The organism is Ruegeria sp. R13_0 (assembly GCF_017743995.1).
GTDB lineage: Bacteria > Pseudomonadota > Alphaproteobacteria > Rhodobacterales > Rhodobacteraceae > Ruegeria.
This window is the reverse complement of record NZ_JAGHRB010000018.1, coordinates 1-23,210: the sequence shown is the minus strand read 5'-3', so window position 1 is coordinate 23,210 and position 23,210 is coordinate 1. Positions and strand designations below refer to the sequence as shown.

General features: G+C 52.5%; 24 protein-coding genes. 15 read left to right on the top strand and 9 right to left on the bottom strand.

Annotated elements, in window-relative coordinates; genetic code table 11:
• Positions 1-96: 96 nt before the first annotated feature.
• Positions 97-777: a peptidoglycan-binding protein gene (locus J7394_RS19415; RefSeq protein WP_209255536.1), complete on the bottom strand. Its 681-nt coding sequence runs from the start codon at positions 775-777 to the stop codon at positions 97-99.
• A 369-nt stretch (positions 778-1,146) separates the two neighbouring features.
• On the opposite strand from J7394_RS19415, the gene J7394_RS19410 reads away from it, so the two are divergent.
• The 6 genes from J7394_RS19410 (at position 1,147) to J7394_RS19385 (ending at position 6,291) form a co-directional block, all read left to right on the top strand.
• Positions 1,147-1,527, top strand: a complete 381-nt coding sequence (locus tag J7394_RS19410; RefSeq protein ID WP_209255534.1) for a nuclear transport factor 2 family protein — start codon at positions 1,147-1,149, stop codon at positions 1,525-1,527.
• A 43-nt stretch (positions 1,528-1,570) separates the two neighbouring features.
• Positions 1,571-2,530, top strand: coding sequence for a LysR family transcriptional regulator (locus J7394_RS19405; protein ID WP_209255532.1), 960 nt, complete (start codon positions 1,571-1,573; stop codon positions 2,528-2,530).
• A gap of 165 nt (positions 2,531-2,695) precedes the next feature.
• On the top strand, positions 2,696-3,010 hold the full coding sequence (locus tag J7394_RS19400) for a RidA family protein (RefSeq protein ID WP_209255530.1): 315 nt from the start codon (positions 2,696-2,698) through the stop codon (positions 3,008-3,010).
• Positions 3,011-3,082: 72 nt separating this feature from the next.
• Complete coding sequence (locus J7394_RS19395) at positions 3,083-3,766, top strand: LysE family translocator (RefSeq protein ID WP_209255528.1); 684 nt, start codon at positions 3,083-3,085, stop codon at positions 3,764-3,766.
• Positions 3,767-3,890: 124 nt separating this feature from the next.
• On the top strand, positions 3,891-4,427 hold the full coding sequence (locus tag J7394_RS19390; protein WP_209255526.1) for a DinB family protein: 537 nt from the start codon (positions 3,891-3,893) through the stop codon (positions 4,425-4,427).
• Positions 4,428-5,853: 1,426 nt separating this feature from the next.
• The gene (locus J7394_RS19385) at positions 5,854-6,291 is read left to right on the top strand and encodes a globin domain-containing protein (RefSeq protein ID WP_209255524.1); all 438 of its coding nucleotides are present in this window, start codon (positions 5,854-5,856) and stop codon (positions 6,289-6,291) included.
• Between the two features lie 42 nt (positions 6,292-6,333).
• Here the strand turns inward: J7394_RS19385 and J7394_RS19380 are convergent, their stop codons facing one another.
• Together J7394_RS19380 and J7394_RS19375 are read right to left on the bottom strand one after the other, a co-directional pair.
• Positions 6,334-6,711, bottom strand: a complete 378-nt coding sequence (locus tag J7394_RS19380) for a DUF1801 domain-containing protein (RefSeq protein ID WP_209255522.1) — start codon at positions 6,709-6,711, stop codon at positions 6,334-6,336.
• A gap of 88 nt (positions 6,712-6,799) precedes the next feature.
• Positions 6,800-7,450 (bottom strand): pyridoxamine 5'-phosphate oxidase family protein, encoded by a 651-nt coding sequence (locus J7394_RS19375; RefSeq protein WP_209255521.1) that lies wholly within the window; start codon positions 7,448-7,450, stop codon positions 6,800-6,802.
• 60 nt (positions 7,451-7,510) lie between these two features.
• Here J7394_RS19375 and J7394_RS19370 point away from each other — a divergent pair, with 60 nt between their 5' ends.
• Together J7394_RS19370 and J7394_RS19365 are read left to right on the top strand one after the other, a co-directional pair.
• Entirely contained in the window at positions 7,511-8,941 is a 1,431-nt protein-coding gene (locus J7394_RS19370) for a PLP-dependent aminotransferase family protein (RefSeq protein ID WP_209255519.1), read from the top strand.
• Between the two features lie 839 nt (positions 8,942-9,780).
• A complete protein-coding gene (locus tag J7394_RS19365; RefSeq protein WP_209255517.1) occupies positions 9,781-10,818 on the top strand; it encodes an autotransporter domain-containing protein in 1,038 nt (345 codons plus the stop codon).
• Between the two features lie 134 nt (positions 10,819-10,952).
• Here the strand turns inward: J7394_RS19365 and J7394_RS19360 are convergent, their stop codons facing one another.
• Complete coding sequence (locus J7394_RS19360) at positions 10,953-12,149, bottom strand: lysozyme inhibitor LprI family protein (protein ID WP_209255509.1); 1,197 nt, start codon at positions 12,147-12,149, stop codon at positions 10,953-10,955.
• A gap of 139 nt (positions 12,150-12,288) precedes the next feature.
• Here J7394_RS19360 and J7394_RS19355 point away from each other — a divergent pair, with 139 nt between their 5' ends.
• Complete coding sequence (locus tag J7394_RS19355; protein ID WP_209255507.1) at positions 12,289-12,702, top strand: CVNH domain-containing protein; 414 nt, start codon at positions 12,289-12,291, stop codon at positions 12,700-12,702.
• Between the two features lie 606 nt (positions 12,703-13,308).
• On the opposite strand, the gene J7394_RS19350 is transcribed toward J7394_RS19355, so the two are convergent.
• Positions 13,309-13,905: an NUDIX domain-containing protein gene (locus tag J7394_RS19350; protein WP_209255505.1), complete on the bottom strand. Its 597-nt coding sequence runs from the start codon at positions 13,903-13,905 to the stop codon at positions 13,309-13,311.
• A 16-nt stretch (positions 13,906-13,921) separates the two neighbouring features.
• Positions 13,922-14,749 carry a GNAT family N-acetyltransferase gene (locus J7394_RS19345; protein ID WP_209255503.1) on the bottom strand — a complete coding sequence of 276 codons (828 nt, stop codon included), beginning with the start codon at positions 14,747-14,749 and terminating at the stop codon, positions 13,922-13,924.
• A gap of 330 nt (positions 14,750-15,079) precedes the next feature.
• On the opposite strand from J7394_RS19345, the gene J7394_RS19340 reads away from it, so the two are divergent.
• Positions 15,080-15,979 carry a LysR substrate-binding domain-containing protein gene (locus J7394_RS19340; protein WP_209255501.1) on the top strand — a complete coding sequence of 300 codons (900 nt, stop codon included), beginning with the start codon at positions 15,080-15,082 and terminating at the stop codon, positions 15,977-15,979.
• A gap of 22 nt (positions 15,980-16,001) precedes the next feature.
• Here J7394_RS19340 and J7394_RS19335 read toward each other — a convergent pair whose 3' ends face one another.
• Entirely contained in the window at positions 16,002-16,454 is a 453-nt protein-coding gene (locus tag J7394_RS19335) for an Lrp/AsnC family transcriptional regulator (RefSeq protein ID WP_209255499.1), read from the bottom strand.
• Between the two features lie 123 nt (positions 16,455-16,577).
• On the opposite strand from J7394_RS19335, the gene J7394_RS19330 reads away from it, so the two are divergent.
• From J7394_RS19330 to J7394_RS19310, 5 genes are all read left to right on the top strand, one after another.
• Positions 16,578-17,417 carry a PhzF family phenazine biosynthesis protein gene (locus J7394_RS19330; protein ID WP_209255497.1) on the top strand — a complete coding sequence of 280 codons (840 nt, stop codon included), beginning with the start codon at positions 16,578-16,580 and terminating at the stop codon, positions 17,415-17,417.
• Complete coding sequence (locus J7394_RS19325) at positions 17,414-17,791, top strand: nuclear transport factor 2 family protein (protein ID WP_209255496.1); 378 nt, start codon at positions 17,414-17,416, stop codon at positions 17,789-17,791. The genes J7394_RS19330 and J7394_RS19325 overlap by 4 nt, the downstream gene beginning before the upstream one ends.
• 105 nt (positions 17,792-17,896) lie before the next feature.
• Entirely contained in the window at positions 17,897-18,295 is a 399-nt protein-coding gene (locus tag J7394_RS19320) for a RidA family protein (RefSeq protein ID WP_209255495.1), read from the top strand.
• A 12-nt stretch (positions 18,296-18,307) separates the two neighbouring features.
• Positions 18,308-18,904, top strand: coding sequence for a LysE family translocator (locus J7394_RS19315; protein ID WP_209255494.1), 597 nt, complete (start codon positions 18,308-18,310; stop codon positions 18,902-18,904).
• 126 nt (positions 18,905-19,030) lie between these two features.
• Positions 19,031-19,567, top strand: coding sequence for an AAA family ATPase (locus tag J7394_RS19310; RefSeq protein WP_209255492.1), 537 nt, complete (start codon positions 19,031-19,033; stop codon positions 19,565-19,567).
• A gap of 196 nt (positions 19,568-19,763) precedes the next feature.
• Here the strand turns inward: J7394_RS19310 and J7394_RS19305 are convergent, their stop codons facing one another.
• Positions 19,764-21,743, bottom strand: coding sequence for a bifunctional 2',3'-cyclic-nucleotide 2'-phosphodiesterase/3'-nucleotidase (locus J7394_RS19305; RefSeq protein WP_209255490.1), 1,980 nt, complete (start codon positions 21,741-21,743; stop codon positions 19,764-19,766).
• 451 nt (positions 21,744-22,194) lie between these two features.
• On the bottom strand, positions 22,195-22,827 hold the full coding sequence (locus tag J7394_RS19300; protein ID WP_209255488.1) for a tyrosine-type recombinase/integrase: 633 nt from the start codon (positions 22,825-22,827) through the stop codon (positions 22,195-22,197).
• Positions 22,828-23,210: the final 383 nt, after the last annotated feature.

Below are 23,210 nucleotides of genomic sequence, written 5' to 3'. Positions count from 1 at the left end.
CCGACTCGGTCGTCCCAGTTGGCGCTGATTGGGCACACGGCGATGATGTCCGTGTGCCCTGGGGCAAGTCGCATGAGGACCAAGCTGAGCGAAAAGCTAGATGAACTTTTGGCTCTTCTTCGAGTGTTTCTTCAGATCGGCCATCATCTTCTGAACCTCGGCAACGTTCTTGCTTAGATCGCTGATGGTTTTGTCCAGCGTACTGTAGACCGTATCGACATTCTTGCTTGCCGCCTCTCCCTGAGACTGAACCTGCTTGAAAAGGGTGTCGCATTCGTCGGCCAGTTTTTTCGCTCGATGGGGATGAGAAAGTAACAAGCTGTCAAACTGCTTTTGTTTCGACACAACGTCCTGGCTGATTTTGATGATACTTTCCCAGATTGATTTGTTGGCGCCGGCCATTTTTGTCGCTGTGGGAAGGGTTTTGTCTATGGTTTTGTCTAGATTTCCTGTAGCGGCATCAAGCGCGCTCATAAAACCGATCAACAGTAGGTTATGTCGCTGAAAGTCTTTGCACAACTTCGCCACCGAACTCAGGTCTTTGACGTTCATAGTCGGCAACGGACCCCCGTACTGCAAGGCAGCAACGGTGAGATTGTCGACCGCACCATTTGTCGATTTGAGTTTAGCTTTCTTTTGGAAAGCCACGACGGCTTTATGTGTGTTCGGACCAAAAATCCCGTCAATTTTTAACTGCGGTTTAGCGCCCAGCCTGTTCAAACGGGTCTGCAATGCTTGGACTTCTTTACCTTTGGAACCTTTTTTAAGGACTGCCATAACTGTTTTCTCTGACTTTTTGTTAACACATAATGTGGCATCGGAAACGCGATGCCGATAGGCACCTCAACTAGTAGCCACGGATTCACATCAAAACCCGCAGAACTGCATGCAAAACATGTAAAGTTGCAGGACGTATCCAACCGCATAGAGACCCCGTTTTTAGGGTGTTCGTAGGTTGGGCTCTAGTCGAGCTAGTCGAAGTGTCGGGTCTCAGCGGTCTCAACGTTGTTCAGCAATAGCGTCTCGAAGGGGCGGTTCTCGCCATAAGCCAGCTTAATAGAAAGCGCCGAGGCTTTATTGGAGCGTTTCTAAGTTCCGACTTATTCTCTCAAGACGTACGTTTGATTTGTTTTAAGGAGCCCTGACGTGTCCGACTGTTTGCCAGCGGTCATTGATCGCTATGTTAGCGCATATAACGCGCGCGATGTCGACGCTATGTTGGAATGCCTCGATGAGAGCATTGAATTTCAAAACACTTCTGAAGGCGAAGGGAATGCGAGCGCCCACAACAAGGCAGAGTTTCGAGAATTGGCAATTGCTGCTTTGGAACTGTTTTCCTCGCGCAAGCAGGAGATCATTGAATTTATTACGGTTGGTCCATTCACTACAGCCCGGGTCTCGTTTCTTGCAATGGCGGCTGTTGATATTCCCAACGGGCCTACGGCAGGTGCGATTCTTCAACTAAGCGGCACTTCCCTTTTTGAAATTAAGGATAACAAGATCGTCCGGCTGATCGACGAAAGCTGATCCACGCCCGGATTCATCGACCTGCTAACGGTGGTAGCCTCTCATGAAACTCAATTGGGACGACCTTCGCGTATTACTGGCTTTGGTTCGGTCTGGATCGCTTACGCGGGCCTCAACCAGCCTAGGGATTGACCAATCCACGGTCGGGCGCAGGTTGTCCGCTTTGGAGGCGGCCTTGGGCACCACATTGTTCCTGCGGTCGAAAACCGGGATTATACCTACTGAGGCCGGCGAGCGCCTCATAGCGGATGCGATGGAAATCGAGCGGCGCGCCAGCCGCATCGAGGAATTGGCCGCATCCCCTTCAGGGCAGCCAACGGGCGAATTGCGTATTGCGGGTGAGCACTGGCTGCTGGCACGCGTCGCAGATCGGCTTTTACCCAGATTGCTTGCCGAACACTCCCACCTGTCGGTGAGATTGAACGCTGGCGTTCCTGCAACCTCAGCATGGACACCGGCAAGCGTTTCACTTTGGTTCGAAGATACGCCTCAGATGGGTGAGTTTTCGATAAAACTCTGTGACGTTCCTTTTGCCGTCTATGCACATTCAGACCTTGATCCGAACAAATTGGGCTGGATCGCATTGGCCGATGATACGGCGCACCGAAGGGCGCCAGCTAAATTCATGGATAAGCACAAAACTACAGATGCAGCGGTTCACTTCAGCGGAAACGATCCGATGCTGGCACATAACGCGGTCCGCAACGGCGTTGGCAAAGGGCTTCTACCCGTTTGTCTTGGCGAGGAAGACCCGGCGCTGGCTCGGGTCGGCGGCAACGCGATGGAATTGGATCGCACGCTTCATTTGCACGTACACCCTGACACCGTGCAGACTCTGAAAGTGCAAGTGGCCATTCGCCTACTCCGGGAAAATGCTCGACAGATATTTGGCAGGCAAAGGAAGGAATACCAGAACCACTGCGACCCCAGACTTCCGAATTCCGTGCTGAGCAAAGGGCTTAATCGGACAATCGCCGGAACGCTTGCACATAAGTCTGCCTGATGGGTCAATAACCCGTTTGATTTGTGCCCCTGCCAACACCCGGCAATGCTGCTCTGTGCACTTTTGCTCATAGGACCGACGATGTTAAACAGACTTTCTCCCGCAACCGTTAGGGCTGTTCCGACTCAATACCAAGGCATCTATGCCCATGGGGTTGAAGCTCTTATGCCCAGCAGGGTTGTTTTTTTATCAGGTCAGATCGGGGTCGCCACAGACGGGACGACCTTAGGCACCTTCAAAGAGCAAGCGCATCAGAGCATAGACAACGTCGAGGCTTTGCTGGCGTCGGTGGGGATGACGACCGAGCATATTGCGCGGGTTGTTTATTATGTCACGGATGCAAAATACCTGACTGAATTGTCGGAGGTCAGACAGGCCTGGTGGAATACCGGTGCCGCACCTTCCGTGACCACTCTGGTTGTCGCCGCACTTGCTGCGCCTGACCTGATGGTTGAAATCGAGGTCACGGCAGTTGCGTGACACCTAAAGCGCTGTACCGCTGAGATCGAAGGTTCGTTGTAAGCCCACCTTAACCAAACATGAGGGAATTCTATGGACTGGGGTCTTGTCCTATTGATGGTCGCAATACGTGCGTCGATGTTCCTAACGCCCGGGCCGGACAGCATTCTTGTTGTGTCGAGAGCGGTATCGCAAGGACTACGTTATGCGATCGCAACGACCTTGGGCGTGGTGTCGGCCGGTTTGGTGTTTGTGCCTGCAATTGCGTTTGGTTTGGATTTTACTAACCAGCTTTCTCCGACCATTTGGATGGGTATTCGGGCCGCTGGTGCGCTTTATCTCATCTATATCGGCGTGCGGCTGATGCGCGCCGCCTTTCAATCCTGCCGTGATCGCAAAGACGTCGATTTACCGACGCTACCCATTGGCAACGAGCCAATCTCGGTGCCCTACTTGCAGGGGCTTGCCACAAACCTGGGCAACCCAAAGATGATCGTGGTTCTAACGTCGTTTCTGCCACAGTTTGTGTCACTGGAGTTGGGGAATATCAGCGTGCAGATCCTGATCCTTGGGTTTTTCATGTACCTGAACGGGTTTATCTGCCTCATTGCGCTTTCCATGATGGCTGTTTTCGCTCAGAAGAAACTCAGAGAACGTAACGCCTTTGGTACGAACCTATGGCTGCCCAACGCCGTTTCCGGCGGAGCTATGCTTGGTGTCGGGTTATGGATGCTGATCGCACCGGCAAAATACGCAATGGCCCAGATTTCAAGATGAAAGCCAGCGAGCGAACGTGGAGGCTGAGTGCATCAGCGCTCATTGCGATGGCCTCGGAGGAGCATGCGTCATCTCCGCAGCGAACCCACAGCAAATCACTGGAACTCTAGAATCGGAGAAGCAAATGCCCAAGTTGTCCTACACACACAAGATGGCCGCCTACATGGCCTGGGCCGATGACGTCATGCTGAAGAACGCCGAGCAGCTGTCTGACGAGACCCTGATGGAACCGCGCGATACGCTGTTCAAATCGATCTCGGGCACCTTTGATCATACGCTCGTCGTCGCCGAGATGTTCAAAGCGCATCTGGAACGGCGCACACACCCCTACACGGCCCGCCATCGGGACGATCCACTTCCGTTTCGCGATGTTGCAAGACAGCTTCGTGAAATCAATGCGTTTTATGTCGATCAGGCGAAGATCTGGACTGAGGCAGAACTGGATGAAACGATTAGGTTTGAGTTCGTTGGCGGTGGTGCCGGTGCAATGACTCGGCGCGACATTATCCTACACCTCGCCAACCACGCCACCTATCACCGGGGTTTCGTGAGCGCGCTGCTCTTTCCGTACAAGATTCCCTTCGCACCGAACGACCTGACGGTATTCTTGCGGGACATTTGGCCAACGATTGAAAAACAAAGTGAAACCGCACTGCCGTGATACGACCGTAGTTCCAATTCGCGTTTTTTTGCCGAAACTCCTGACAAGCTACGAATAGGAGGCCAAGCCATGCGTGGGCAGTTTTGGGCTCTTCTGGTTTTTGTACTAGTGCTACAGATTCACCAGGTGGAGCTACATCACTTGCGACCGCATCGAGCGCTCGGTTTGGGTATCGAAGAAGCCTGCCGCAAGTCTTAGGTGTTGCTCTTGCTTCGGCGGGTTTAGTCGCGCTGTCAGGAACGGGACTAGCGGCATTGGTCGTATCTTTTGCTGCCCGCTTTGTTCACGCCGATGCTCTCGCCCGAGTTGGTTGATAAAGCTCGCGGGTTAACGAGTCCTAACGACCTTTTGGCGCTGCCGATCTTGTCGAATGACGATCCCTGGTGGCTCAAATGGTTCGAAAAAGCGGGTGTTCAAAGCAGGATCGACGAAGTGTTCACTTTGGCCCTCAAGTCGTCGAAGCACAGGCCGTTTGGTGGGGCAGGGTGTTGCTATGCTCACTCCCGCCTTTTTCTAAGAGGAACTGGACCGAAGTTCGCTGGTCCAGCCCTTTGATATCCTTGGTGACGACGGGAGTGGCTACTATCTGGTCTATCTGGAAGGGCTCAGGAACTCAGGTAAAGTCAAGAAATACAGAAAATGGCTGGAGCGCGAAACGAAGGTTTTTCGACCCTCCAGCTGATTCCTGTGCGGAGCCACGGAATTCTCATTGTGGATAGGTTTCGCCACGTGCTCGGGCAGGTCAAATACTCAACGAAATGTGCAGTCAAAGCGGGTGATCGCAGCGCCACTTTTGGCAACCGAGCGGCTGCGTTCATTGGGCCAGCCAATATCCCTTTTCATGTGCTCGGACCAATAGTCAAAGTCCTGACCCGACAAGGTCTGTTTTTGACGACGTTTGAACCAAGATCGAACCGCCGTGAAAACTCTGGAGTGTCTATTTCCTGACATGACTTATGCCTCTTGGACGCCACGATTTGCTATTTGTTAGCTTCCAAGCGGCCTTTGGCGCCAATTGAAACACCTCGCAAGGCATTAACGGAGTTTATATATTGTTCTCTGAAATGCGTTCTATCGGCCTGTAGCACGAAACCCGTGTGCAATTCAGAGTGCGCCTTGTCATTCGGGCCGCTTCGGTGAGGGCGTGTTTTTGAAAAGACAATTCCGCTCCGTATAACAACTGTCCAAAAGCACAGGTGTTACACTTTCGATCCAACGGCCAGAGTTTCCTTGTCGCAAAATCAGAGTGAATTGCCGGGCGTAGCACCCGCATGGATCGGGTCGTGCAATTTTGCATGATCTACATGCAAATTCGGGCATTGTTACATCTTCAATTTCCCGTTTTCTGATCTCAATTCGCACCTTTGAACTGACGGTCGAGGAACCCGTCTCGATAACGGTCATCATACGTGAAGGGGATGGACAAATGAAACTCTGCCAGACTGATATTGAGAATGTCAGGAGTAGCTATTTTTTGTTGTCTGGCAGTATCAATCGCGCTGGCGAAGTGTTCTACGAACGTCTGTTCGAAATCGCACCCGAGACACGTCAAATGTTTCTGAATGACATGACGGTTCAAGCTTCAAAGCTGATGAGCACAATTGGGTTTGTGGTTTCCCAACTTCAGGACGAAAGCGAGTTGACACCTCTGGTTCAAGATCTGGCCCTGCGTCATCTGGCTTATGGTGTTGAAGAAGAACATTACTGGATCGTAAAAACTGCGCTGGTGCAGATGCTGGTACTGGTTCTGGAAGATGCAGCGACGAAGGACGTGTTGGACTCCTGGTCGCTTGCCTATGATGCTTTGGCCGGCGATATGATTGAAGCCGCCTACCGCGAGAAGACAGACTGCGTTGAAGTTTGAAACGAACTACACCCGCTGACAAAGTGGTCCTGCGCCGCAAATTCAGCAGTCGATGTCCTCACCTTGCCGCCAAAGCCTGACGGCAAGAGCAATAAACTCGTCGATTCTGGTGTTGGACACATCGGTTGTCTTTTTGAACCGAATACAGCCTTTTCCAACACTCAAGCCATGTAGTAGCTCTGCGTCAGGGTCGATCTTTGCTGCGTTCCCGACATAAAGGCTAACATACGCCTTCTGCGCATTCAGGTGAAAGACATGGGACTCATCCGAACCATAGCCTAACATCTTGTAATGTATTTGCTCATCGAGTTGTGGCGATTGTTTGAGTATGATTTCGCGCAGCTCCAGTAGCGTATCGCGCCGCCAATCGTCATCGAGTCGGTCAATGTAGTCTGAAGGTGTTTTGGCGTCGTTTAACACTGATATCTCCCTCGGGGCGTATTAATAACTCGCGTGGTCCGGGCGCGACCTCATTCAGGTTCCCTGAGAATTTGGACATTGCGACGCACTACAGCCGAAACGATCTTACATGATTAGGTACAGACACGCAGTCGATGTTTCGGGGGTCAGGGATCGGCTCTCCAATCATTGTGCTGACCGGAATAACCCCGGCCCAAATCGGCAGTTGGTAGTCTTCTTCCTCGTCAACAGGACCACCGGTCCGGATCTTGGCGCTACCTTCAGATATCTCCATACCCAGGACCGTGGTCGCCTTCAAATCCTGCGCGTGATCAGGGCGAAGGCTCTCGTAGCGTCCGGGAAACAAACCGTTCACAAACGCGCTTAGCTTTTGAATCTTCTCTTCTGGATCTTCGACTTTTAGTGCTGTCCCAAACAGCGTAACGGACCGCGAGTTCACTGAGTGATGCATGCCGGATCTAGCGAGTACAAACCCATCCAAAATTGCAACTGAAAGACACACCTCGGCATCGCGAGAACTCCGCAGGGCGCGACTTGCCGAGGAACCATGCCAGTAGACATGATTTCCTTCGCGCCATTGCAAGGTAGGCGTCACAAAAGGTTTGCCTTCTATGACGTATGCCACGCTACACATGGGTTGCGCGTCCAGAATTCGATTGATTGTCGAACGATCAAAATGACCTCGTTCATGCAACCTGCGCAAGCGTGTTCTTTCGGTGATGTTCAGCGTCTCGTTCATTGCATCAGCTCAGGATTGTTGTTGCTAAGCAACTGATGCCGGAATATTGGATATTGGGAAATGGCCAATTTTGAAGCTTCTACTAATGCCAATTTGAATCGCGACTTGTTTGCGATTTCGCTGGATGCGGCCCTGAAGACCTCATTGCAGTCTCAGTTGCTCGATGCGCTTCGCGCTATGCTTTCCAGGTCGCCAGATTTAGTTGGCGCAAAACTGCCTGCCAGCAGGGTTTTGGCCTCGGAGCTTTCGATTTCACGGACAACGGTTCAGGCTGTCTATGATCAGATGATCAGCGAGGGCTACCTGAACACTCGGCAGGGTAGCGGTACTTTTGTCGCCGATGAAATCACCCATTTGTCTCCGCCAACGACTAAGCCCCGTCCAACGCGTCCGATGATGAAAGAGTGGGGCCCCTTTCACACAGGGCTGCCCGATCAATCGTTGCTTCCTCATACGCAATGGGCGCGCCATCTGGAACGCGCCTGGCGCAGGCCAGAAACCGCGCTCTTGGCGCAACCTGACCCGCTGGGCTGGTATCCCCTGCGTGAAGCGATCGCGGATCACCTTGCAGCTTGGCGGAGCTTGCCCTGCGATCCGCGCCAGGTAGTGATCACTTCGGGTGCGAGCGAAGCCTTTGAGATCGTTTTCAAGGGTTTGCTCGGCACCGGCAGACAGGTGACCATTGAGGACCCTTGCTGGCCTAAACTTCATACAATTCTTGCGGACACTGGAAACCAAGCCCATCCAGTGCGTATCGATCAAGACGGGCTCGATCCCGCGCGCATTCCTGAAGGAGTTCACGCGGCGATCGTCACGCCGTCCCGTCATTACCCGACTGGCGTCACCCTGCCATTGTCGCGTCGCATCGGATTGTTGGATTGGGCAAGGAGTGCGCGAGCAATCGTTATTGAAGATGATTACGACAGCGAGTTCAGATACCGAGGGCACCCTTTGCCATCGCTCGCTGGGCTCGATGGGCTGGAACACACGATTTACCTGGGTAGTTTTTCAAAACTTGTCAGTCCGGCGCTCAGAATTGGATACTTAGTGGTTCCAAAACGCCTATTGGATCGCACGCATAGCTACCTTGGTCGGGTCGGTCCTCGCGCTTCGCTGATACCGCAACCTGCATTGGCAAGGTTTATGAACAGTGGTGAATTCGCGATGCACCTAAGACGCATGCGGCGCGTTTATGCGCGCCGTCAAGCTCATCTGCTTGAGGCATTGGCCCCGGTGTCTGACTTGTTGGACCTTCGGCCCGACCCATCAGGAATGCATCTGTGTGTTTCACTAAACGCCCAATTTGCAAATAACGTCTCGGATTATGAGATCAGCAATCGAGCCAAGAGTGTTGGTTTAGAGGTCAGTGCCTTGTCGACCCATTGTGTGCGTCCAAATCCACTACAAGGGCTTGTTCTAGGTTATGCGGCCTTCCATGAAGACGCTCTTTCCATCGCATCAAAGCAATTGGTCGGAATCCTTCGCGCATAGGGTTGGGTTTTCTGCCGATTTTCCGGCGTGTGTAGTAGCGCGGCGCTGGACAGCAAAGCTCTGAACAGAAAGAGCACTCTAGCCCGAGCACAGTTGGGTGTGAATTCAAAAGTTAGAGACCACCGTGCATCGCAATCAATAAATACGCCCGTAAGCTGCAAAGTTGGCATTCCACTTCACATTTAGTCGACTCCGCAAATCTGCATGAACTTCAGGCGGCCCTGCGGGGAGGCAACGGCCGGTAAGTCTGGCAGAGTCGTAGAAGTTCAAAACGAAGCGGAGGCACCTGAACGAAAACAGTTATTTTCCCCAACTACGAGCAGGGTTTTGCCAAACGGCAAAACACCTTGAATCGCCCAATAAGATCTAGTTCAGATAGGATAAACCATTGAAGTACTCATTAGCATTGAAAAACAGCATCGCGGCGGCAACGATCATGGTCTCGCTTGTGGCAGCGATCCCAGGCTTTGCGCAGAACACAAAGTTCCCTTCGCCTTCGGTAAATCAGGCTTCCAATTTCGGAACGTCCGGAGGCCACACGCACAAGGTACCTGACAAAGTCCAGGTCACCAATATTGCGACTGGTGACGTCGGGTGCCACAACCACGATCAGCAAGTGTCTACACCCGGGCCTTGTGATTGGCCTGACAACTCGCCAAACGGCGCTGGGTCCAGTGAGCCCGTGCAATAGGCTATTGTCTTAGCCACTCGTGGCCTTTGCACTATCCTGTTGAATTTTAGAAATTAGTCCCTCGGCAGTCACTGTTTTCAGGCTGCCGAGGTAGGTCAGCTACGAGGCAAAGCCTCGAGCTGCGAGCTTATTTAACAAGTTTGATGGTATGAAGCTCATTTCAGGTAATCGTCTGCTTGATCGTAGATGGGTGTTCGGCAAGTCGGCGCTTTGGCAAGTTTTGACGCTCATGATCACGCTGAGTGTTCCCGCTATTGCACAGCCGACCAGCGATCATGACCCAATACCAAGTATCTTCACCTATAGATGGTGGCACATTGATCATAGCCTTTCGGCTCAGCCGGATTTGAGTGACCTGTTATCCGCGAACCCGATCGGCTACCTCGACGCGAACATAACAAATGAGGTCGGTGATTTTGATTTTGCAACAGGTGGTCGGCAAGCGACATGGGCTCGTTTTCATGGCGGCTGGTTTGAAGACGAACAACATCTTAGAGCCTATTTCTTTGGTGCGGCTGGCGTTCATTTCCGCCTCACCCCAAATGCGATTGCTGGTGTCATGTTTCAATTCGATCAGATGACTTATGAGAGCTACGGTTTTGGGAGCAAAGGCAAGGGGTATCTGGTCGGGCCATATTTCGTTGCCAAAAACCGTGATCACCCGCTTTACCTCGAAATCCAATACCTAATAGGCCGGACCGAGACTGACTTCATCGGGTTCAGAGGTGCGGTTGAGGACATTGTGTCAGAGCAGACTTTGGCGACCGTGAAGGTATCCGGTGAGCTGATTTACGATGATTTCAAATTGATGCCGCACCTGCTCATAAGCCGTATCGAAAACTCGCGGCAGCCCTATGTTGATTACGCTACCGGCTCAATTGCAGAGCAAAGCATGACAGTTACAGATGTCGTCGTCGGTGTCGACTATTCCAATGACTTGCCGGTTGAAAGCGCCAGTCTGGTTTTGACGAGTGGGATTTCTGCTAATTGGTCAGAAACAGTCGCTAAACGCTCAGGTTTGACTTTGGCCGAAGACTTTGGCGGCGTATGGGGCAAAGTCCATATTGGCGCGACATATACAAAGCAGCGTGATTTCGCCTTCAGAGCGCGCGCCACCCTTACTGGTATCGTAACAGAGTCCGAACAGGACTGGGGTCTTAACATAGGTCTGGAAATGACGTTCTAGCGGGTCGCTTCCTCCTGTATTTTCATAATGACAGGAGTGTCAGCAGGACGTTTCGGGCGGGATAGGCAGAATACACTTGAGGTTATGTCTGCACCCCAAGCTCGGGAGGATTGTTGAATAATGCTTCCACACAATTATTCACTCATTGCATGCGGCGCACGGAACCTGAGCCAACCACCATTCTTCGCAGACGTAGTCCCAGATTGGTCGCGGCCAATGAACAGTCGGTTTCCGTCTACCTTAACCTCGCCATTCCAATCGGCGCCGACGACAAGCTCGCCACGCTTGACCAAGAGATTGCGCGACGCACCGGGTTTGATTTCACCTGCGGCCCAATCGGCTTTGATCCCATGATCTTCGGTACGCGACAGCAACATGATCGTGGGGAACACTCCAGATCCATCCGTCGATGATTGACGCGTTACCAAAACATGGACGCCGTTCGTCATTTTGCCGATGAACCGATATGCATAGGTGTCATCTCCGGTTGTCGAAGATACCCAAGGCGATCCTTGCTTCGCATCCGGCTGGATTTTGACATCACCGGCAAACCGGTTGCTGTTTTGTGACGCGGTTAGGTTGATTGCGACGACCTGATCGCCTGTGTCGCTCAACCATGTCGACAATTCCTGGACGATCCGAGGGTGTATGAATGGTTTACGGTCGAACCTTGGTTTCTGTTCCGTCTGACTTGTTCGAACAAAGAACCCGTTAATGCTGGGTGCAGAGGCGCCGCACAGTCCTTGGCTTTTGACAAGTTCATCAAACGCAGCAGGGGCCCAAAAACCAGTCCCGGCTGATTGCAGTCTCGTGCTCTTGTCATCCTGAGCAATTACCAAGCTCGATCCGGAGTCGTCTTCATTTGCTGAGAGGCTGGCTTCACACGTCCAGTTCTGCCCGGCGCCGGAAATGGTTATCTCATAATCTCGTTGGTCTTTGCTGGTCGTAGATACTTCAAGCCCAGACCAATTTTCAAACCTCCCAGACCAGCCAGCGAACACGCTATAGTCCTGATCCAGTTTTTCGAGTCGTTCCAGATAGCTATTGACCACGCAGACGGTATTTGGGTCACAGGCATCGCGCTCCTTGAGCCACTGCCGCTGGACGTCACGAAGGTGCGCACGTTGGGTGTCGGATAGCGACGATGACAGCGAGTCGTAAACCGATGCAAGTTCGCTATCCAGCCGCCCAGCGTTCGGATCGCTGCATATCTGCATTTCGATAGCGGTTGTTGCTTTCGTGCAGTCAAAGCTTTGAGCGTGCCCACTGACCGGATTGATCGTTATGACGATCAAACTCAGGAAAGAAACAACAAGACCAGTTCTGAACATCAACGCCCTCCGAGTTGTGCTTTCACTTTTTGAAACCTGTTTGAGACGCTATGATGTAACATATTCGATGCGCGTATCGGTCAATCATTCGGAGAGATGTTCGAAGGAATTTATCTCTTTGATCTTCGGGAGAGAATCCATGACAAAGACGTTTGCAGTTTTAGCATTGGTCATATCGATACCCTTGGCAGGAACTGCGCTTGCTTCCGAGCATAGGGCCTCAACCTTTCAGGAAACCTGTTCCAATCTAGGCTATCGCGCACCTGATCTAACAGCGGAGTGCAAGACAAGGATCGGTGCAACTGTTTTCAGCTCAGTTGCTCTGCGCGGTATCGAAAACATCGATGGAACTTTGCGGCATAGTTCGGGAAGAAAAACCGGCACCTTCTACAAGACTTGCAGGGATATTTCTGTCTCAAAAGGTGGGAAGGCCGGTGCGAGATTGATGGCAGAATGTCAACGGATCGATGGTTCCTGGGTTAGGTCTTCAACCGGTATCCGAGGCGTAGATAATATCGATGGCAATTTGGAATACAGGTTCCAAGAGAATTAGGGTCGACAATCAGAACTTCGCCAGCGATTGGTCATAAGGATTTGAGCACGTTGGAGCTGCAAGTCAGATTTCCGACCTGAAAAGGGTAATGTGCGTCATCAAAACAAGCCGCTATACGTTGGCTCGGATCAGCGCTAACAGAGACCCGTGGACGATACTCAAACTACCCGCTTATCGAGTTCGGTGGGATCGTCAACATCGACGTGCCAAAACTCCGCAGCCTCTACCGGTAACGTTGCCAAGGTTCTGTCGCAAAACCTATGATAGACCCAGACGGCATAAGCGGAAAACGAAAACCCTTCATGCAAGGCATCTTGGACGGCACATTCATGCGTGAGGCCTAGTCAGTTCACGACGCGAATACAAGTTGGCAATGCCCATCGAAAGAATGATCGCACAGCTCGAATCCAAGAGTGTGGAAGTCCGCCGAGATCCAGATTCGCCTTATCCGAATGGCAAATTCGCATGGCTCAATGATCCGGAAGGAAATCCAATAGAGCTCTGGGAGCCAGCTTATATTCTGGAGTGAGCCATCGTGAAGTTTCGCAGCGCTCGAATTTTCCGTCTCGGGACTTTTGGTTTTGGATTCACAACAGAGGAGTGTTCTCAATTGTCGCCAGTGCCCGTCAGTTTTTCGAGCGTCAGATGCTGAAGAAGTATAATCGTCTTTGCATCCCGAATTTCGCCCTCGGTAATCATCTGCATCGCGTCCGATAATGGAACGTGTAAAACCTCAATATCTTCCCCTTCGTCGAAAGAACCTCCACCGTTGCCAGTTTGATTTGAGGCTGAATAGGTGCCTTTGAAGAATGACAGATACTCTGTGACCGAGCCAGGGCTCATATAGACGTCAAACAAGTGAATCAGTTTGTTGATCTGATAGCCGGTTTCTTCTTCAAGTTCTTTACGCATCCGCTCATCGGCCTGAATGCCATCCAGCAGACCAGCAGGGGTTTCGATGAACCCATCAAGCCCGCCATTCAGGAAAACTGGCAATCGGAACTGACGCGTGAGCAATACTTGATCTGTATCCGGGTTGTGCAATAGGCAAGTCGCCCCGTTGCCACGGTCATAGGCTTCTCGCGTTTGGCGCTGCCATTCGCCATTCTGACGACGCAAATCGAATTCGTATTTGGTTAGAACGCCCCAATCACTAGCCAAAACACGCTCTGAAATCGGGCGAAAAATCTCGCTTTTGGGCATTCGTGTGCTCCTGAACTCATAATTCCATCGTTAATTCGAATTGACGGACGGTTGCCACGGCTCCGACACTTCCAAGAAACGACTGGAATTCTGTTGATGTGACGTCGACGTTAAGCAAGCGAAGCGTATCGCCAGCTTGACATGTATGGAGCAATGAACTGCCGATCCCTTCCTGTCTTCGGTCTTTGCGAACGCAAATTTGGGCAAGGGTATTGTTTGTTGGCAAAAGGACCGCATAAGCCACCAGACCATGGCAATCGGATATGGCCCAGCACTGCCCTTCATCCGCTACGGCGCTTAAGGACGCGATGTCGTTTTGCCAGGAGGGTTCCAATTCGATCATAGCGATGACGTCGCTCTGAATCTCCCTCCAGGGCACCTTTCGCGCCATGATCGGAGCATCGAAACTCGGCCGGAATGGAATGTCGAAACACTGCAACGTCCGCGCAGTGTTCATTCCAAGTGATGCGTATAGTTCATATGCTTTGCCGTTCTCGACCAATACCTCAGTCTGGAGACTGACGGTGTGCCTCTTTCGGAGATGTGCGATGCTGTCCTCCGCCAGTCTCCGTGCCATTCCCAGCCGCCGGAACATGGGATCCGTACCACTGGCAACTAGGTAGCTGTGGCGACCGCGCAGGGATACCAACCAGATGGCAGCAATTTGCCCTTCAACAAGCGCAATACGCGAGACTTGGCGATCAAATCCCCTTTGCTTCAACATGAATGCAAATGACTGCCGGGTCAGTTGCATTGGAACGGCGTAGTCCGAAAACGCGCTGTTCATGGCTAGGCGCAAATCCTCGAGTGTGATGTGCTCAGCCGATACGATCATTGGGTCCATAAATTGTCCAATTGTGAGAAGTTGAACCAACTTTTCTGGCTTTGCGACGATTTCTCATTACCAGGATGATCTTTGAAAGTAACACCTTTCCGGTGGCGCTGGGTAATCCATGCCAATGTCTCTTTTCATGTGGCCCGACCAGTGTTGAAACTCGCCTAGGTGAACAGTTTTGTCCCGGTAGGTTACAGTATCCCGAGTCAGAAAGTTTTGAAAACACGCGAGCAGTTTCATATGGTCCTCACATTCGTTGAATTGATGACTGCCATACGTTTGACCGTTTGAATGAGCTTAAAACAAACAAAACAGAGCCAAAGAGCATAAGGAGATTGAATGGCTTCCCGAGGTGATCTACCGCCATTGGCTGCAATTCGGGTTTTTGAGGAGGCCGCGAGGAGCAAAAACTTCACGGTTGCGGCGGACAAGCTTGGGATGACCCAGGCTGCTGTCAGCTATCAGATCAAGATCCTTGAGGAACGGGTTGGCGCACCACTCTTCCGTCGCGAGGCACGCGGAGTATCTCTGACAGATATTGGAGTTGGTTTCGCGGAAAAGGCGACCGAAGCGCTCAACGTTCTAAGTGACGCGTTTGACGAGGCTAAAGGCGTTTCTCAGGAAACGCTTGCAATCAGTGTCATTCCAACTTTTGCCACCAATTTTCTTGCGCGGCACCTGGGGGGATTTCAGGTGGAAAATCCCAACATAGCGGTGCGGGTAGAAGTTAGTGAAACCCTGACTGATTTTAACTCCAGCGGTTTCGACGTCGCCATTCGCGGCGGCAAAGGTAATTGGCGCGGGCTTTCGAGTCATTTGCTAATTCAAACCCGCTTCACCCCAATGTTGAGCAAGGATCTGGCTGAAAGCATAGGCGGCGTTCATGACCCTAAGGATCTAATGAGCCTTCACATTCTGTCACCCTCCGATCCCTGGTGGAAACGCTGGATCGCAGAGGCGGGATTGGAAAGGCCGGAACTGTCAGATGAGGTTCGCCAACATTTCGGCCCGCAGGTATTGGAAGCCAACGCCGCCATGTCAGGTCAGGGTGTCGCAATGCTGACCCCTGCGTTTTTCAAGGATGAGCTTGCAAGCGGGCGGTTGATCCAACCTTTCGATCTGACTTGTGAAGATGGATCAGGCTATTGGCTTGTCTACCCCGAGAGCCACCGAAATTCGCAAAAGATACGGCGGTTCAGGAAATGGCTGGAAGCAAAGACCAAGGACTGGCGATCCTAGATTCCAAAAGCCGTTCCGAGGCCTAGGGCTGGTCGAGGGGCGGCAATCTGTGCTCGAAAACCGAAGATTTTACGATGGACGTGTTGGTCTCGGCCCGGTCGTGGAAGGGCAGAAGGATATCGTCGAGTTCGCTGATCTCTTTCAAAAGCAACCGCGCGACATAACAATCGTCGCCAGTGACCCTGTCACATGACATAAAGCGAGGCTGCTCCTCGATCATCTTCTCTACAATGTGAAGCTGCCCACTTCTTGGTTTGATCCTGACCAGAGCCTGGATTGAATAACCAAAACGTCTCAAATCGATCCGGGCACCAAAGCCCGTGACGTATCCGCTTTCCTGAAGGTGGCGCAGGCGTTCTCCGACGGCGGGGCCGGAAAGACCTACGTTCTTTCCAATATCAGCGAGGCTGGTACGGCCATAGGAATCGAGAAGCTCTACGATTCGGCAGTCTGTTTGATCCAGTTCTTTCGACATGAAGGAAGTTTAGAGAACTGGGCAACGTTGTGAAAGAAATTTTCAGAAATTCCCTTCGCCTATACTGGGACAGAACCCAGTTCCTTCCGATAATTTGCCACAAGCAGAACCAAGGAGACAAACATGGATATCCAACGTATAGCGGCATTTAGCCAAGGAGCGGAAGGCGGAAATCCGGCGGGTGTCGTGCTATTGGATAGCGATACAAGTACCGAGGAAATGGCTCGGGTCGCAGCTGAGGTCGGGTATTCAGAGACTGCGTTTGCCGTCGCGCAGGATGACGGAGGAAAGAATTGGCGCGTTCGTTATTTCTCCCCTGAATCTGAGGTTCCATTTTGTGGCCATGCGACAATTGCCTTGGGCGCCGCGCTCGGGCGACACAGTGGGGCTGGAACTTATTCACTGGCCCTGAACGATGCCACGATCACGGTAGACACGAACACGACACCCGACGGCGTGGTGGCTACCCTGTCATCACCACCGACCAAGAGCCGCGCACTGGCAGACACTGAAGCGCGCGAGATCCTGGCGCTCTTTGATCTGACCGTGGATGACCTTGATCCACGCCTAGCCCCGGCTCATATCCATGGTGGTGCTGATCATGTCGTACTGCCGCTAAAGAGTCGAACCCGATTGGCCGCCATGTCATATGATCTCGACAAGGGCCGGCAAGTGATGCGCGATCATAATCTGGTCACTGTCATGCTCGTCTTCATAGAAACCGATCAGACATTCATTGCGCGCAATGCATTCGCTTCGGGGGGTGTTCTGGAAGACCCGGCAACGGGCGCGGCAGCTGCAGCCTTTGCAGGGTATTTGCGTGATAGCAACTGGCCACATGGGGGTGAATTCACGATCCGCCAGGGTGAAGACATGGGCAGCCCATCCTTGATCCATGTGTCGTTGGATGATGTTAAAGGTAACTCGGTACGGGTGTCCGGCACTGCGCGAGACATAGTATGAGTGACCTTCCCGAAGTAATTGCAGCCTACATCGCGGCTTACAACCGGATGGATGTGGCCGGCATGGTCGCGTGCCTTTCTGACGACGTGGCGTTTCGAAACATCGTCGACGGAGACGTCACAATGGAAACGTCCGGTAAACAGGCTTTTTCCGATCTGGCCTCTGCCGGAGTGCAAGCGTTCAAATCCCGTCAGCAAACGGTGACAAACATGATAACGGTTGGGACCGTCACCTTGGTTGAGATCGACTATTCAGCGGTTGTTTCGGCTGATTTGCCCAACGGCTGGAAAGCAGGGCAGCAGCTTCGATTCCGAGGTGCATCTGCGTTTCGCGTCGAAGACGGTCGGATCGTCAGTATTACCGATCAGAGCTGAAAGCGAAAAGCCCATTGATGTCAGGCCCTGATGTTTTGTTGGCGCTGATTTTCGACTTGGTCCAAGTTCTCGGTGGCAACATTGCGAACACGCAAGGGAACTCAGATGATTACACGATTGGCTCCTGCCTCGCTGCGCGCTGTACCGCAACAGTATCAAGGTATCTATGTGCATGGCACTCAAATCACTGCTCCGCAGTCGTTTTTATTTTTGTCAGGGCAAATCGGCGTCTCTCCGGATGGCAAAACCCATACAGGATTCGAGCAGCAATGCCATCAGGCGATGGACAACGTTGAAGCACTTCTCAAAGACGGCGATCTGGATACGTCCGACATTCTGCGCGTTGTTTACTATGTCACCGACGCGGTTTTCCTGCCCGAGCTTTCCAAACTGCGTCAGGCCCGTTGGAACCAGGGACATCCGCCAGCGGTGACTCCGCTGGTGGTTGCTGCCCTCGCAGCACCAGATCTTCTCGTTGAAATCGAAGTTACTGCGGTCCGTTGACCTGGATGACACATGCCGGATCAGATTTGGGCCCTTATAGTTTTCGCGCTGATCGCCACCGGCTCCCCCGGCGGGGCAACAGCGCTTGCAACAGCTTCTGGCGCGCGGTTTGGTTATCGGCAAAGCCTGCCTTTGATTTTGGGTATCGCCATTGCACTCGCGCTGCTGGTGGCCGTGTCCGGAACCAGTCTTGCGGCCACGCTGCAATCCACGCCTTTTCTGAGTTCTGCTATCAAAGCAATCGGGTCAGCGTACCTTGTCTGGCTGGCACTGAAAATTGGATTTGCCGGTTCTCCCTCGGCCGCGCGTTTAAGCGAGACACAACCCATGAGTTTCCTCGTCGGAGCGGCGCTGTTGCTTGTCAATCCAAAGGCCTGGGCGATGGCGGTGGGAGTCGCTTCGTCTTTCTCCAACTTGGTCTCAGATCCCTTGTTGCTTGGCTGCATTCTTGCCGCTGTGTTTTTGGTGTGCGCGTATGTTTCGCTGTCGCTTTGGGTTTTGGCAGGAGGGTTCGTCGCAAATTTTCTGCGTACTGACTGGCACTGGCATATGTTCAACGGCGCAATGGCTCTGCTTCTGTTGATTTCGATTTTACAGATTTGGATTTGAGCGAAGCAAATTCCCAGCTTCCGCGGGCTCTACTGTCGTAGGTTCAACTGAAGCCATATCATAGACTGAAAAACTGCTTCGTTTTCAAAGTAGATCATGAATTGAACATATGAAGAGGTTCGGACTTTGAGAAACAAGTTCATATTGCTGACGGGTTGCTCAGGCGGTGGAAAATCCACGCTCCTTGACGCTTTGAGCAAGCGCGGTTTCTCGACTGTATTGGAACCGGGTCGGCGTATCGTCGAGGAAGAGATTGCCGGTGACAGCAAAGCCCTGCCATGGATCGATATGAACGCATTCGCAATGCGGGCCATCGAAATCGCTCGGTCTGATTTAGAGGCGGCTCAACTACATTGCGGTCCAGTGTTTTTTGACAGGGGTCTCATTGATGCGGCGGTCGCGTTAGAATATTCCCGCGGACCATCGCTCGGTGAAACAATTGGCGATGCTCGTGTCTACTCGTCGCCAGTATTTTTGTTTCCACCTTGGAAAGAGATTTTCGAAAGTGACGCTGTACGCAAACATGATTTTCAAGCTGCGGTAGAGGAGTATCATCGCACAGAAAGTGCGTTGAATGAACTTGGCTACGAGGTTTTGGTTTTACCAAGGGTATCCGTGGATGAGCGGGTTGAATTCGTGCTGCATGCAAGTGGAATTGCTTAGTTCGGATGACTTCTTGGTGCGCGATCTGGTCATCAAAAAGCTCTGAGAATTGCGCGCGAAGGCCAATGTCCGCTATGGGGGCTGCGACCGCAGCATCGTGACCGGCCGGTGAATGACTGGTTTGGGCCGGAGACAACAGACATACGCCCGCCACCGGATTTAAATTGTGGCGGGCGTTTTTCGAGCTCATATTGAGTCAGAGCTTGATCCTGAAGGCTGCGAATCCGTCGGCGCCTTCTCCGGCGTCTTCAATGGTGACGCCCTTGACGTCGCCCATATAGTCCCGCGCCTTTGGGCCTGTCTCGAACAACACCGTCGTGTCCGCGAGCGGAGCAAAAGACCAGTTGGCATCTGCTTTTGGATCTATTGTACCCTGCTCGACGATGTAGCGCACAATGACGTCGCGGTTGGTATCCGGGGCTTCAAATACGATTGTATCACCTAACGCTCCGGGGAAGGATCCACCACCTGATGCACGATAGTTGTTGGTGGCGATAATGAACTCCATGTCATCGGTAATCGGTTCGCTGTTGTGCAAAAGATTCACAATCCGCGCTGCATTAGGATTAATCTCTTCGCCTTTGGGTCCGAAGCGCGAGGGCTGGGACAGGTCAATTTCATATGTCACACCATCCATGACGTCGAAGTTGTAGGACGGGAATTCCGGATTCAGCAGGATCGCGTCTTTTGATCCCGCTGCGACCTGATTGAACATTCCTGCCGACCGTTCCAACCAGCCCCTGACCTGCGCACCGTTCACGCGCACCGCTCGCACTGTGTTCGGATAGAGATACAGATCGGCGACGTTTTTGATAGCAACGTCACCAACGGGAACATCGGTGTAGTATTCCGGGCCACCGCGGCCACCAGCCTTGAAAGGTGCTGCCGCAGACAGGATCGGCAGGCCTTCATGGTCGGTGCCTTTCAGCATCTCTTCGACATACCACTTCTGTGCAATTGAGACGATCTGAACTGAGGGATCATCTGCGACCAGCGCAAAGTAGCTGTGCAGTGGAGCCGAGGTCTTGCCAACAGCACGGCGAACATAGGCCAGCGTTTCGTCGTGATCTGTCGTGACCGAGTCGAGGACACGCTGATCATCTCCGACCAACGCGGTGATTGACCGGTCCTCGTTCCTTTGGGAGATAGGTCGCGCCTCGGATGTGGTGGTCACCACCCGCCATTCATTCCCGTCCCGTTCCAGCAGCAGATCTAGCAGGCCAAGATGCGAGCCCCAAAACCCACCCATGACGGCGGGTTTACCCATAAGTGTCCCGTTTTCAACATCGATCCCTGGGCGGTCTGCAAATGTCGGCGATGGAAAGACCAAATGGTTGTGACCCGTGACCAGCGCGTCGATCCCTTCAACACCGGCAAGTACAACCGACGCGTTTTCCATACCATCTTCATGGTTGGCATCTCCAATTCCGGAATGCGACAAAGCAATGATCAGGTCGCAGCCCTGCTCCTGCATCTCGGGCACATAGGCCTTGGCTGTCTCAACAATGTCCCGAGCCTCGACATTGCCCTCAAGATGTTTGCGATCCCAGTTCATGATCTGCGGAGGCGTAAAGCCAATCACGCCGATCTTGATCGGATTTTTTGTGCCGTCACCCATTTCGATCTCGCGGTCGAGAATGGCGTATGGCTGGACAAGCGTCTTGTCCTCGCGCGGGCTCGCGCCTTTTTCCTTTGCGACGTTGGCCAGAACCACTGGGAAATCCGCACCTGCCAATGAGGTCTCAAGAAAGCTCAGCCCATAGTTAAACTCGTGATTGCCCAGGGTGGCTGCATCATAGCCAACCGTGTTGAATGCGGTGATGATTGGATGGCTGTCACCCTCTTTCATGCCGCGTTCATAAGCGATGTAATCGCCCATCGGGTTTCCTTGCAGAAAGTCTCCGTTATCCACCAGAAGCGAGTTCGTCGCCTCAGAACGGATTTCATTGATTATGGATGCCGTGCGGGACAGGCCCACCGTGTCACGGGGCTTGTCGGCGTAGTAATCATAGGGGAACACATGGACATGGATGTCGGTTGTTTCCATGACCCGAAGATGCGCCTGATTGTTGGCCGCAGCAGCCGAGAACGGGTGAAGCGTAACGGCTGCTGCACTTGCAGCTGTTGTGTATAGAAACCGGCGACGGGAAAATAGCGGACGGCTAGAGAAAGACATTGGGCACCTCTCAATTGGGTTGGTCAACGCGCGTTTTGCGGGTTATCCGAAACATCCGTATGACAAAGGTTGCGAGAGCATCTATCGCGCTATTCACAGGCGGTAGTATTCAGAACCATACGCAAATGTCAGGAGTTTGCTAGGTTACCGCAGGTGGTGAACCTGAATTCCCAGTTGTTTGATCACACTAGTCCATAGATTTCCTGGAGATGCGAGCCTGAATGAAACAAACACAATGCTGAAAAAGTCTGCTTTTTTGCAATGAACTCATACCTGAGTCTTTTCTACGCGGTGGTGCAACAGATGGTTGCTCTTGTCAGCAGGATGTTTGTTCACCGGGCACCCGAGTCCGCAGCTGCAGCGAATGGCGGCTTTGGCGGGCCGCATTGCAGCGTACAGATGTTTAGGTCAACGGCAGTTTCGGGCCGCCCGCAAGAGCGGCCCGTTAACGTTAGATCTCTATCGCTTCGGCGATTGCTAGGGCATCCTCGAGTTCGACGCCGAGATACCGGACTGTACTGTCCATTTTAGTATGGCCTAGCAAAAGCTGAACAGCGCGCAGGTTTCCGGTCTTCTTGTAGATCTGAGTGACCTTGGTTCTCCTCATTGAATGGGTGCCATAGGCGCTTGCCTCGAGGCCGATCGACGTGACCCAGTCTCGAACAATCCGCGCGTATTGACGCGTCGAGATGTGTAGTCGCTCGTGGAATCGGCCCGGCCAAAGGTACTCGGAACCAACCATCAGCTCGTCTTCCATCCATTTCTCAATAGAGGCACGTGTGCCCTCGGATATTTCGAAGCGTACAGGTTTCTGTGTCTTGCTTTGCAATACTGAAGCCCGTTCCTTGATCTGACCCGATGACATGACATCCGCCACCTTCATCTTCACCAGATCGCAGCCGCGGAGCTTACTGTCGACTGCCGTGTTGAAGAGTGCAAGATCGCGATGGTTTTCGGCAAGCTCGAGGCGCACTCGGATCGCCCAGACATGTTTTGGTTTCAGAGGGCGTTTTTGACCTACAATACGCCCTTTGTTCCAGGCTGGGCGAAGAGCACGAATAGCAGGTAAGTTTGGGGTTTCCATGGTTGATCCTCCGATCCGCCATGCCCGCCCACAACGACAACCCGACGTTGACTGGATAATTCTATCACATCATGCCGCGCTGCCTCCGAGGTCCGCGATGAGCCCAAAGTTACTGAGTGCTGCAGTCCGCGCTAACGGCGGCAATGCGCAGAAGACAGGCATTACAGTGTTTTATGGCGGCACATTTGAGTCATCGACTTAGGTGTTCTTTGTCTGGAATGGTGGTCGTTAGAGCAACGAGCTCCAATTTCAGAGGATTCTTGGTTTACGGGTTTCATTATATAGACGGCCGAGTTCCTGCAACTGGACTGCACGCATTTCGCTACATTGCTTGCGCCAACGCCAATGGGTTTGCTTCACAACATAGATCTATCTGATCGCAT